Source organism: Virgibacillus salexigens (assembly GCF_014905415.1).
GTDB classification, from domain to species: Bacteria; Bacillota; Bacilli; order Bacillales; family Amphibacillaceae; genus Virgibacillus; species Virgibacillus salexigens.
Window position 1 is genome coordinate 47,298 of sequence record NZ_BNEO01000010.1, and the last position, 12,176, is coordinate 59,473.

At 36.3% G+C, this 12,176-nt stretch carries 11 protein-coding genes and 1 pseudogene; 10 read left to right on the top strand and 2 right to left on the bottom strand.

Annotation, left to right across the window (positions count from 1 at the left end; translation table 11 throughout):
• The first annotated feature begins 4 nt into the window (after positions 1 to 4).
• The 8 genes from JKP73_RS21310 to JKP73_RS21345 all read left to right on the top strand — a co-directional run bounded on the left by JKP73_RS21310 (position 5) and on the right by JKP73_RS21345 (position 8,103).
• Positions 5 to 1,021 carry a hypothetical protein gene (locus JKP73_RS21310; protein WP_200411860.1) on the top strand — a complete coding sequence of 339 codons (1,017 nt, stop codon included), beginning with the start codon at positions 5 to 7 and terminating at the stop codon, positions 1,019 to 1,021.
• Positions 1,022 to 1,252: 231 nt separating this feature from the next.
• Complete coding sequence (locus JKP73_RS21315; RefSeq protein ID WP_234447163.1) at positions 1,253 to 1,606, top strand: hypothetical protein; 354 nt, start codon at positions 1,253 to 1,255, stop codon at positions 1,604 to 1,606.
• A 13-nt stretch (positions 1,607 to 1,619) separates the two neighbouring features.
• Positions 1,620 to 2,081 (top strand): hypothetical protein, encoded by a 462-nt coding sequence (locus tag JKP73_RS21320; RefSeq protein ID WP_200411861.1) that lies wholly within the window; start codon positions 1,620 to 1,622, stop codon positions 2,079 to 2,081.
• A gap of 3 nt (positions 2,082 to 2,084) precedes the next feature.
• On the top strand, positions 2,085 to 3,329 hold the full coding sequence (gene mobP2 / locus JKP73_RS21325; RefSeq protein ID WP_200411862.1) for a MobP2 family relaxase: 1,245 nt from the start codon (positions 2,085 to 2,087) through the stop codon (positions 3,327 to 3,329).
• A 20-nt stretch (positions 3,330 to 3,349) separates the two neighbouring features.
• On the top strand, positions 3,350 to 3,868 hold the full coding sequence (locus JKP73_RS21330) for a restriction endonuclease (protein ID WP_200411863.1): 519 nt from the start codon (positions 3,350 to 3,352) through the stop codon (positions 3,866 to 3,868).
• A complete protein-coding gene (locus JKP73_RS21335) occupies positions 3,865 to 6,003 on the top strand; it encodes a type IA DNA topoisomerase (RefSeq protein ID WP_200411864.1) in 2,139 nt (712 codons plus the stop codon). The genes JKP73_RS21330 and JKP73_RS21335 overlap by 4 nt, the downstream gene beginning before the upstream one ends.
• A gap of 4 nt (positions 6,004 to 6,007) precedes the next feature.
• Positions 6,008 to 6,235, top strand: a complete 228-nt coding sequence (locus JKP73_RS21340; RefSeq protein WP_200411865.1) for a hypothetical protein — start codon at positions 6,008 to 6,010, stop codon at positions 6,233 to 6,235.
• 77 nt (positions 6,236 to 6,312) lie between these two features.
• Positions 6,313 to 8,103: an LPD25 domain-containing protein gene (locus JKP73_RS21345; RefSeq protein ID WP_200411866.1), complete on the top strand. Its 1,791-nt coding sequence runs from the start codon at positions 6,313 to 6,315 to the stop codon at positions 8,101 to 8,103.
• A 346-nt stretch (positions 8,104 to 8,449) separates the two neighbouring features.
• On the opposite strand, the gene JKP73_RS21350 is transcribed toward JKP73_RS21345, so the two are convergent.
• Positions 8,450 to 8,794, bottom strand: coding sequence for a four-helix bundle copper-binding protein (locus JKP73_RS21350; RefSeq protein ID WP_200411874.1), 345 nt, complete (start codon positions 8,792 to 8,794; stop codon positions 8,450 to 8,452).
• A gap of 317 nt (positions 8,795 to 9,111) precedes the next feature.
• On the opposite strand from JKP73_RS21350, the gene merR reads away from it, so the two are divergent.
• Positions 9,112 to 9,510, top strand: a complete 399-nt coding sequence (gene merR / locus JKP73_RS21355; RefSeq protein WP_200411867.1) for a mercury resistance transcriptional regulator MerR — start codon at positions 9,112 to 9,114, stop codon at positions 9,508 to 9,510.
• Positions 9,511 to 9,579: 69 nt separating this feature from the next.
• Complete coding sequence (gene merA, locus JKP73_RS21360) at positions 9,580 to 11,196, top strand: mercury(II) reductase (protein ID WP_498370535.1); 1,617 nt, start codon at positions 9,580 to 9,582, stop codon at positions 11,194 to 11,196.
• Positions 11,197 to 11,476: 280 nt separating this feature from the next.
• Here merA and JKP73_RS21365 read toward each other — a convergent pair.
• Positions 11,477 to 11,707 (bottom strand): annotated as a pseudogene (locus JKP73_RS21365) (YdhK family protein); the annotation flags it as partial.
• Between the last annotated feature and the right edge of the window lie 469 nt (positions 11,708 to 12,176).

Here is a 12,176-nt window from a genome sequence, read left to right on the forward strand (position 1 = left end):
TATCGTGAAAAATAAATTGAATCGTGGACGTGAAAACAAATTATATATCAGTTTATTGATTGTCGCCGGACTTGCGTTTGGCGTTTTTTTTACGTCCAAAACATGGATGTATGATGATAGTGCGGTTGCTCAAACCCCTTTTGGTGAATCCATTGGAGGCTTAAGTCAGACGACATTAATACTTCGAGATTGGGAATATAATCCGACAAACGAGTTGATGGAAGTGACATTGGAACGTGTTCAATCTGGAACAGATGCTGTCGAACCAACCTTCACATTTTATGCGAAAGAACAGAATGCTAGTCAAAAATATAATGCAGAATTGGTTTATCAATCAGACAATAATATGGTTGTTCAGATTGAAGATGTACCTGAATCCTTTGAAGTGATCGGTTTATTTGTGACGGAACATCGTGATCAAAACATCCTAAAACAAGAGCACAAAAAGCAGTTGCAGAATAAAGGTGATGAGGTAACTATTACTGATCAGGACATTAAGGAAACGGCATTACCTGAACCGGAAGAAGTGATTGTGGTTGGGGATTACAGAAAGATTGATTTGAATCAATCATTGGTAACGAAGACGGATAAAGGATACAAAAAAGAAAATATTATTGCTGATATGAAGCGTTATAAACAGGAAATTACAACCATTATTGAGGAAGACATACCTTTCCAAGAAAACCTAATTACAACCTTAACACAGGAAAAAGATGACTTGAAACAAGATATGGAATTTGAAACAAAGGAAGAACAAACAGACACAGAACGGGAGATTGAGCAAAAGGAAAAAGCTATTAAGAATGCCCAAGATGAAATTGAAACATTGAAAAAGAAGGTAGAGGAATTCAAGGAAAAATATCAAAACCGTGAAGAAGAACTGAATGCGTTGACGCAAAATAAAGATGAAAATCAGCAAGAAAAGAACGAGAAAACGGATGCCGAAAATGCGAAAACTGATCAACAAGATGCGGACAAAAACAAACAAGATAAGAACAATGATGCCTCCAAAAAGGATTAGAAATAGCGGATAAAACCTATATAAAACCTATATAAAACCTATATAAAAGCTATATATTCACTCAAAAAAATGGGTTCATCGGAAAACTAGGCTCTGCCTAGTTCCCCACCTTATGTGGGGACATTTTCCCCTTATCCTGTTCAACACTATTTGCGCTCTCATGAGCATGCCGCATGCATTGAAGGGATTTGACAGAGAGGGAAGGCATTCACATTATATTGTGGTGTGAACATGCAGCAAATTAACGAAAGGAATGATGCAGTGATGGAAATAAAAGTGCGTGACATAGATACCGGGGCCGTCAAAGTTTTAAATGATGAAGCACGAAAACAAAACGTGTCACGTAATGAATTGTTAAAAAGACACATTGAAGATTTAGCACAGTTTAATGGCATTAAACGAGCTGAAAAAGAATTGGGTTCAACGATGAGTCGTGTCGGTGATGCATTAGAGATTACCTACAATCGGCTCGACAAGTTAGAAAAACAATCCATGAAAATGTATTTATTGTTAGCCATTGTCTTGGATGTTGATCCTGGAGAAATAGATGATTATTTGGAGAAGATGTTCAAGATAAATATATAAGGAGATGATGACGATGAATGATAAAAAGACAACAAAGAAAGGTTCATACTTTTTGTTAAGTCCAGCAACCAAAGACAAGATACAGACAATTGCAGATGAAAAACATCTATCACAAGCTGATGTCATAACAGAAACTATTGATCACTATTATGCACACCGTGATGAAAAATATGTTGTGTTCAAAAACATAATCTCGGATTTAATGGATGAAAAGCTTGCTGCCATACAAGACAAATTACATCGTATTCAAGTCACCGGCAATGTGGTTGACCGTGATACAAAAATTCTTCTGGAGTTTATGAACCATTATTACTTGATCAATGAATTCAAGGATTTGATTACCACTGAAAAATATAAGACAAATGGAATGCAGCAAGCAGAAGACTTAATTCAAAAACGTATCCATAAACATCGTCAAAAGAAACTCGATTATGAAAAGCGAAAGGCACAAAAGCAACAGGAAAGCGAGGCTTAATGCATGAGTAGTCCTGCGGTTGTGTTACGAAGCAAATTTGTCACACCTGGGTCCAATACATTTAACGATTATATCAATTATATTGATCGTGAAGATGCCAAACGTCATATTCATGTGAACCAGTCATCCAAAGAAACGGATGATTTTTTTGTCTTTCATAACTTCATGGACTATATGGATGATGAAGCAAAACAAGGTGAACTATTCACCAAAGATAAAGATCAGTTGAATCCAAATGACAAGAAAACATTGAAGGAACAATTCCAAAAAGCACAACAAAATGAATCACCCATGTGGCAGGATGTCATTAGTTTTGATAATGAATGGTTGGCGAAACAAGGTCTTTATCATCCAACAACACATGCTGTCGATGAAGCAAGCATGCGCAAGGTTGTTCGTGAAACAATGGATACCGTGTTGAAGTCAGAAGGCATGGAAAAATCGGCTGTATGGACAGCATCTTTGCACTATAATACCGACAACATTCATGTCCATATTGCTTCAACAGAACCTTATCCAACACGTGAGAAAATGAACGTTTTCGATAAGGAAACGCAAACATGGCAGGAAGAATATCGTGCAAAACGTAAACCAAAGACACTGGATAAAATGAAATCCAAAGTGGCCAACATGATACTGGATAGAACCCATGAACGTAATAAAATTGATGGGCTTGTCCGTGGTACGGTCCATCATAAAAAAGAGAATGGTGTTTCGTTGTACTCCTACCGTAAAACAAAAGAATTGTTTTTGGAGGGAATGGAACATCTTCCATCGGATAAAAGACAATGGAAATATGGTTACCAATCGATTAATGATGCAAAACCGTATATTGATGAAATCACAAATATTTATTTGCAGCAATTTCATGGAGATAACATGGAACAGTTGCACCGGCAATTGGATGAAGAAGTAAACGTGATGAAAGAGATGTATGGCGAAGGGAGTGATTATGAAAAGTATAAACAAACGAAACTGGATGATTTGAAAAAGCGAATGGGGAATGCGGTTCTGTCTGAGATGCGTGATTATGCGAAAATGCAAAACGATTTACCGTTTCAGCCAAAACAATTGAATAGGTGGCAATCATTGACACCTCAGCAGTCATTTTCTTATCGAAATCAGACTGCTTATTCGTTTAATGCTTCCATGATGAAGTTAAGTAAAGCCATGCGTCGAACGTTTCAAGACTATCAAAAAGACCGGAACCTACAAGAATTTGACCGTATAATGGATGGATATGAATAAACAAAAAGGTGGTGGCGTGAGTGGATAATCTATTATTCTTATTTAGTTTTATGTTGATTGTTCTGTTTGTTTTTCCGAAGCTTATTAAATATATCAAAAAGAAAAAACGGTTTAACCTGATGAAAAAGTCAGGCATAAAAGATATTGACCGCATGCAGGGATATCAGTTTAAAGAGTACCTAAAAGTATTGTTTAAGGAACTGGGGTATCGGCCAATTGTTACGCAAAAATCAGGTGACTACGGGGCAGATGTGGTACTTAAAGGTAGAAATAAAATCGTGATACAGGCAAAACGATATGGTTATAAACACAATGTCAGCATGGATGCCGTACGTGAAGTATTGGCAGCCATGTTTTTTTATAAGGCAGATGAAGCGTGGGTGATTACGAATTCCTTTTTCACTAAGCAGGCTAAAACACTAGCCAAAGCATGCGGCGTCAAATTATTAAACCGGTATGAATTAGAAAGGTTTATTGTAACGATTAATCCAACGCAACAACCAAAACAATTTGCACGAAAAAGGGGAGAATTGAATTGACAGTTACGGTATTAGCCGAGAAACCAAGTCAAGCTAAGGACTATGCAGAAGCTTTTCAATATGTCAGTAAAAAAGATGGGTATATGGAAGTGAACGATAATCGATTCTTTCAAGGGAAAACATATATCACCTGGGGCTTTGGTCATTTAGTGGAGCTGGTTTCACCAGAATCCTATAGTGATTCTTGGAAGCAGTGGAATTTAGAAAGTTTACCAATATTCCCGGAAACATTTCAGTTTCAAGTGAGTAAGGATAAGCAGAAACAGTTTAACGTTGTGAAGCAATTATTGAAGGAAACGGATGAAATCATTGTCGCAACTGATTCTGATCGTGAAGGGGAAAACATCGCCAGAAGCATTATAAAAATGGCCGGAGCTGTCAATAAACCAACCAAGCGGTTATGGATAAACTCATTGGAAGTGGATGAGATCCAAAACGGATTTAAGCAACTTAAAGATGGAAACAATTATATTTCATTGTATAAAGAAGCTCAAACACGACAATTGAGTGATTGGCTGGTCGGCATGAATGCGTCTCGCCTATATACATTGCTCCTGCAACAGAATGGCATGAAAGGGGCTTTTAGTGTTGGCAGAGTTCAAACCGCCACACTTTATCTATTATATAAGCGACAGCGGGAAATCGAGAACTTTGTCTCCAAACCTTTTTTCGAATTGATTAGTAATGTATGCGTTAAGAACGGTTCATTTGATGCCAAAGTGAAAACACGTTATCAAACGAAAGATGATGCCATAAACATCTTGGATTCTCATAGTCTATCATCTGGCGAAAATCAAGGAACCATACAACAGGTTACAAAAGAACAGAAGAAAACGAAAGCGCCGAGACTGCATTCTTTATCAACACTACAAGCAACAGCCAATAAAAACTGGAAATACAGTCCGTCAGACGTGCTAAAGATTGCACAATCATTGTATGAGAAAAAGTTATTATCTTATCCAAGGACGGATAGTCATTATATTACAGATAGTGAGTTTGGTTACTTAAAAAGCCATCTATCAAACTATCAATCCTGTTTAAACGTAACCGTGGATATCGTCTATCCTGAAGCACGAAAAAGTTATGTGGATGGTACCAAAGTACAGGAGCACTATGCCATCATTCCAACAAAACAGGTACCGAATAAGCAGGATCTGACAGATAAAGAATGGGACATTTATCAGGAAGTTGTGGCAAGGACACTTGCGATGTTCGCTGGAGATTATGAATATGAAGAAACAAAGGTCGAGGTTGATGTGAAAGGCTTGTGTTTTGAAAGAACCGGCAAAGTTAAGCAGGCAAAAGGTTGGAAAGCTTTATTTGCGGAAAAAGCATCTGATACAAAGAATGAAGCTGAGCAAGATAATACGATTCTTCCATCCATGAAAGAAGGGGAATCTTGTAACGTTGACATTGATATTTCTGAGGGAAAAACAAAACCATCTAGGGCATATACGCAAGGACAATTAATTAACGTCATGAAACATGCTGGAAAAGAAATCAATGATGAGGCATTGCAGCAGACGCTAAAACAAAATGAAGGCATCGGAACTGAAGCCACAAGAGCAAGTATTATTGATACATTGAAAAAGCAGCAATATATAGAAATTAGAAAGAATAAGGTATCCGTTACCAAGAAAGGAGAAATTTTATGCCAGGCAGTTGAAGGTACGATTTTAGCCAGTCCAGAAATGACCGCAAAGTGGGAAACGTACCTGCACAAGATCGGACAACAGAAAGGTTCACAGGAACAATTTATTGTCAAAATAAAGGAAATGCTGGAATCATTAATCGACCGTGCACCAGAAAAAATGAAAACCCTTGAGCCACAATTTCAGGAGGCGAAAGAGGCAATAGAAATTGGGAAATGCTTGGTATGCGGTGAAAAGGGTGGAAGGATTGAGGATAAAGGCAAGTTTTATGGCTGTACCAGATATAAGGATGGATGCACTTTTACACTGCCTAAAAATTTCCTGGGAAAGACAATTAGTAAGTCAAACACTCAAAAATTACTGCAAGGGGACAAGACCAATCTCATAAAAGGATTTAAAAGTAAAAAAGGGAATATCTTTGATGCGTATTTGCGTTATGATGACACAGAACAAAAATTAATATTTCAATTTCAGAAAGGATGACCGTATGGATTTGTATGTAAATGGCGAGTTTCAGTCCGTTGATATTGGTTATGTAAAAGAAGTTAAAGATTCAAGTATCGTGTTCATTGTGAAAGAAGGTGAAACAGAAGTGGGCGTTGATACTGTAACATTGGATGCGATTCAAACCATTATTCAAGCAGATGAGGACGCTTTGATTCCGTTAGACTTGGAAACCAAAACTGTCATCTTAGATGGTGAACCAACCAAATAAGCCGTTGCTATTTCAAGAGGACTTCCGTTCAGGGAGTCCTTTTTTATTCAAAATCTATTTACAAAGGGTGATTTAGTGTGGCAAAACGGAAGACATTGGAGCAAAAAAAGGAAGAAGTCAAAGAACTAACAACGAAAATGAATGACTCCATTGATCATTATTTTGAGTCGCTGGAGCAAATGAATGAATTAATGTCGTTTATGATTAAGTTTTATCAGTATTCTCCCAAGAATGCAGCGTTGATTCGTAACCAATTTGAAGGTGCACAGGTTGTCGGCAGTTATAACTTTTGGAAAGAAAAAGGATTTCAAGTCCAGAAAGGTGAAAAAGCACTTAGGGTATTGGTGCCAAACAAAACCGCACCAAAATTTAAAACGACTGAGGGCAAGTGGAAAAACATGAAATATGCAACGGAACAGGAGAAGGAACAGATTGGTAAAGGGGCACTGGAACAACGCAAAAGCCGATTGTATTTTTCTGCTGGCAATGTCTTTGATATAAGCCAGACGGATGCCAAAGCAAGTGATTTACCGGAAATATTCCCGAATAAGTGGATGGAAGGCGATATAGCCAACTATCAAACGATGCTGGAAAGTATGCATAAAATAGGTAACAAGCTGAATGTCACAATTGGTGAGCCATTTGATGAACTGGGAACAGCAAAAGGGGCATTTTATCATAGCGTCCATGACAAAAATAATGGTCATATCGGTTTGAATCCCCGGAATGGTGAACTGCAAAATGTCAAAACATTATTGCATGAGTTGTCACATGCTAAACTGCATAATCCGAAGAACGTAGATTATCAAGCTATGTCAGCAGAGGAAAAGGAATTTCAGGCAGAAATGACGGCTTATGCGGTAGCATCTTATTTTGATATTGATACTAGCGATTACTCCCTTCGTTATATGGCTAATTGGACACAGGGTAAAGAGATGAAGGATAAAACTAAGCTGTTGGAAGATGTCCGTGAAACGGCGGTTGAATTTATAGATGAGATGGAACCGGATTTGGTTAAAGAACGTGATAAAGAACAAAATAAAGAAAAGCACATGATGTTATTACAATACGGTATGAATAAGGTTATTGATATAAAGGAAATCTCCATACATGAGATGAAGTCATTTGCAAAAGACAATATAGATGATGATGTGCCTCAAAAAATACTGGCATCTGAGAACCTGACAAACGAAGATTATTTGAAACGGTTTAATGAAGCATTTTCAGGTAAATATGCTGTCATCAATAAAGAAATTAATGAACCGCAGTTATTGATACAGTGGTCGGAAGCACCGGAGTTAAAGGATAACATGATGTATCATTTTGCAGAAGGTAATGAAAAGATGGAAGCATTAGAAGAAAAGTATCAGCAGGAAACAGGCTATCGCAAAACAAGATACCATGTGGTTCTTCCGGCAAATGAACATTCAAAAAAACCAAGTGTCTTGAGTACACCAGACAAATTGGATATTGGTGACGGGGCATATGTCCATCCTTATCACCATATTCGGAAAGTGGGAGAAATGACGCAAGAGCAACAAAAAGTTTTAGATGATGCGTACCATGATCGTCTTATTCAAACAGAAAAAAAGGAAATTGATGAGTTAATGAAAGGAAAGCAACCAGTGCAGGTACAAAACAATTATGATGACGGCTTGTATTGGTATGAAATGCGTCAGCGTCCAGTTTCATTGGGATGTCAGCCGAAAGGGTTTGTTGAATTTGATGATGATGAAGGTAAACATGGAATAGTGGCTTACAATAGAGAATTAACGGATAAAGAACTAAATGATTTTGATATGAAGGAATGGAGTTTTAAAAAAGAGAAAAAGGATGTTAAAGAACGGGCACAAGAAATGGAAATGTAGGGTTTTCAAATTAAAATATGGAGAAAAGTTCTCAGGAATAATATAAAGTCACTATTCAAATTTTAGCCTCTTGCCTGTTGATATGCTTCAATCAGCCGTCAGATAGACTTTCCGTTGTGCTTCTCTCTGTCCCCCTTGTAAAGATTTGCACAAAATTTTAGATATAATACTATACTCAATTGAAAATGCACTAACTTGTTTTAAGATAAGAGAAAAAGCGATTTGGCGAGTTAGTGGAACTAAATTTATATTTTGGCATGATCCGAATTATGTATGTTCACATGAAAATTTTATCTTGTATGACTTTATTTGTAAAAAGCTCTGACCACTGGCCAGAGCTTGATTCTTAAGAAGCCATCTGTCTGCATGCATTCGCACAAGAACGACAAATAGCTGCACATTCCTGACAATGGGGATCTTTGAATTTTTCGCATTCTGTTGCACACGCTTCACAATGAGTAGCACAGAGTTTGCAGAATTCTGCTGCGCTTAGACTATTTCTTGCCATGTATGCTGAAGCTTGAAAACACATGTCTGAACAATCATTTAAATGTTGGATACACATAATACGTGCTTGCACATCTGGTTCCTGTAAACATGCTGTAGCACACTCTTCACAAGCACGAGCACATTTTAAGCATTCTTCGATACATTGATCCATATGTGTTGGGGAACTAGAAAGTACTCCCATCACGGCTCACCACCCTTTTATAATTTACAATAGTAGTATCTTAACAAATAAAGTAATTATTCATGTTAAATAAAAAATCTAGAATCGGGGCAATGTGGATTTAAAATAAAGTTGCGACGTTTATAAAATAGTTGCGAAAACTTAATTAAGCAGTTCAGTATAAACTGGATTTATACAAATAATTGAAATGATAATGAAAGATTATGAAGAGGTTCACTTAATTTATTGGGGCAAAATACTTGAAGAAGATAAATTTAATATTATACTTGACTGCGTACTAAGGTACACGGTTTATTATGATTATAGAGGTGAATCCTTTGAGTTACCGAATTAGTGTATTTGCAGAAAAATGTGGTGTAAATAAAGAGACGATTAGATATTACGAACAAAAAGCATTATTAAAAGAACCTTTCCGAACCAATGCAGGTTATAGGATATATTCAGATGATGATGTTAAGCGTGTAAAATTTATCAAAAGACTGCAAGACCTGGGATTTTCATTGAGTGAAATCTATAAATTACTTGGTGTTGTTGATAATGATGAAGTTCGTTGCAAAAATATATTTGAATTTGTATCAAAAAAAGAAATAGAAATTCAAGAAAAAATTGCAGACTTAAAGCGTACTGAGTCAATGTTAAAGGATTTAAAAAGTCGATGTCCAGATCAAAAAGCAATAAATCAATGTCCTATTATTGAATCGTTAATATTTGATTGAAGATACTGTAGAAATTATATAGATTAAGGAGGAAAAATAGTGAAAAAATATCGTGTTAAAATCAATGGAATGACCTGTACAGGATGTGAACAACATATTGATGCTGCATTAACTAGCATAGGTGCTAAAAATATCGAATCCAGTTTCCAATTTGGTGAATCGGTATTTGAATTACCAGACGATGTTAATGCTGAAAATATAAGACAGGAAATTCAGCAAGCGAATTATCAACCAGAAGAAATAGAAGAAATTTCACTACAGGACTTAAAAAATGTCGAGTTAGACAACAAAGATGATTATGATTTACTCATAATTGGTTCAGGAGGGGCAGCTTTTTCTGCTGCTATTAAATCAATTGAACATGGTGCAAGAGTGGGAATAATTGAACGTGGAACAGTAGGAGGTACTTGTGTAAATATTGGCTGTGTTCCATCAAAAACACTTCTAAGAGCAGGGGAAATCAATCATTTCTCAAAAGCAAATCCGTTTACAGGTTTACAAACAGCTGCTGGGGAAGTCGATTTAGCCTCTTTGGTGAATCAAAAGGATGAATTAGTAAGCGATCTACGAAAACAAAAATATATAGATTTAATTGATGAATATGGCATTGATTTAATAAAGGGTGAAACTAAGTTTGTTGATGAAAATACAGTTGAAGTAAATGGGGAGAAACTTTCTGCAAGACGCTTTTTAATTGCAACAGGTGCTTCGCCATCGATCCCAACGATCTCTGGACTTGAAGAAGTGGATTATCTAACAAGTACAACACTACTCGAATTAAAAAAGGCGCCTAAACGGTTAACTATTATTGGTACAGGCTATATCGGATTGGAACTTGGACAGCTATTTCATAATTTAGGTTCAGAAGTCACGCTTATACAAAGAAGTGATCGCCTTTTAAAAGGGTATGACACAGAAATTTCAGAAGCTGTAGAAAGAGCCTTAATCGAACAGGGTATGAACCTTATTAAAGAGGTAACTTATGAGCGTGTAGAACAAGTTGGAGAGATAAAAAAGGTTAATATAACGGTAGATGGTAAGAATAAAGTCGTGGAATCAGAACATTTACTTGTTGCAGCAGGAAGAAAACCAAATACGGATTCTTTAAATTTAAGTGCAGCAGGGATTGAAGTCGGAAAACGAAACGAAGTCCTGATAAATGAATATGCTAGAACAAGTAATGAGATGATTTATGCTGCAGGCGATGTTACATTAGGACCTCAATTCGTATATGTAGCTGCATATGAAGGTGGAGTTGTTGCTGATAATGCGATTGGTGGGTTAAATAAAAAATTAGATTTATCCGTTGTTCCTGCTGTCACGTTTATAAATCCATCAATTGCAACAGTTGGTTTAACAGAAGAAGAAGCAAAAGAACAGGGCTATGAAGTAAAAACATCTGTATTATCTTTAGATTCCGTTCCAAGAGCATTAGTAAACCATGAAACGACAGGTGTATTTAAGATTGTTGCTGATACTAAAACATTAAAAGTTCTCGGAGTTCATATTGTATCTGAAAATGCAGGTGATGTGATTTATGCAGCGACATTAGCAGTCAAGTTTGGCTTAACCGTAGAGGATTTAAAAGATAGCCTTGCACCATATTTAACAATGGCGGAAGGATTAAGATTAACTGCTCTTACATTTGATAAAGATGTTTCGAAGTTATCTTGTTGTGCAGGATAAATGTGAATAAATATACTTTAACTATCTGGTGCTTAGGTTAAATAAGGATTACTGAAAATGATAAAACTTTTTTATAAAAAGTTCTTTTTATTTTTGGCAGGTGTTCTTATTCAAACTTTAAAGCTACAGGTAAAAGGTTGTCCAGTTTTAAAATTGATGAATGGAGTAGATTGCCATAAAGATGTATATGCAAGCCATATTTTTATCGATGAAAGTCAAAAAGAGCTTATCCTGTACAGAATAAGCTCTTTTAGTCTTGGTTATCCATTTCATCTCATAATTATTCAGTAGGTTCAAGTTCACTTTCCACAACCCATTTATGGTTAACGACTTCCTCCCCGTCTGTAGTTGGAGTGAAGTTAATCATATATACGGTGGTATCTTCTGCTGAATCAATGACGGCTTTGGCACCATTCATCCCTTTCATATGTTCTGCATTCAAGGTAACTTCAGTGCCTGATTCTATAGAGGCGTCTCCCGGGTCTTCAACAAGAAGTTCCTCGTGGATTAAAGCCATTCTCTTTTATCTCTAACCGAAATGAAGTAAATTTGGGAACTTTAAGGACATTTGAATTATAGATATCATAGGTATTATTCATCAAAAAACACTTAAAATTTTGCTTATTTAAAAATGCCACCTTCTTATAACTTCTTTCGATAGTAGTTATAAGGAGGTGTTATTATGTATGAGGATTATTACGATAATAAACATACGAATGCAGGAATGTCGGAAATTATAATTAAGGAGGGGCTATCTGCAAAAGAATGGGATGTGATTATGCGCTGAAAAATCTGGAGAAGTAATAACATATAAACTTGTAACCCTTACTCCTATTCAAGAATAGGGCCAGATTGTGGAAAAAGATTTTTAAGGATAATTTAGGAATTGTTGATCTAAAATGGTGAAAAAGAGGGATATTATGGCATCTAAAACTATAATATTAATCGGACCAATTTGTGCTGGCAAAAGTACAGTAGCT

Bases quoted from the DNA above. Each gene is read 5' to 3' on its own strand.
- JKP73_RS21320 (WP_200411861.1), top strand. From the start codon at position 1,620: ATGAATGATAAAAAGACAACAAAGAAAGGTTCATACTTTTTGTTAAGT.
- JKP73_RS21340 (WP_200411865.1), top strand. From the start codon at position 6,008: ATGGATTTGTATGTAAATGGCGAGTTTCAGTCCGTTGATATTGGTTAT.
- JKP73_RS21350 (WP_200411874.1), bottom strand. From the start codon at position 8,794: ATGGGAGTACTTTCTAGTTCCCCAACACATATGGATCAATGTATCGAA.
- JKP73_RS21315 (WP_234447163.1), top strand. From the start codon at position 1,253: ATGCAGCAAATTAACGAAAGGAATGATGCAGTGATGGAAATAAAAGTG.
- mobP2 (WP_200411862.1), top strand. From the start codon at position 2,085: ATGAGTAGTCCTGCGGTTGTGTTACGAAGCAAATTTGTCACACCTGGG.
- merA (WP_498370535.1), top strand. From the start codon at position 9,580: ATGACCTGTACAGGATGTGAACAACATATTGATGCTGCATTAACTAGC.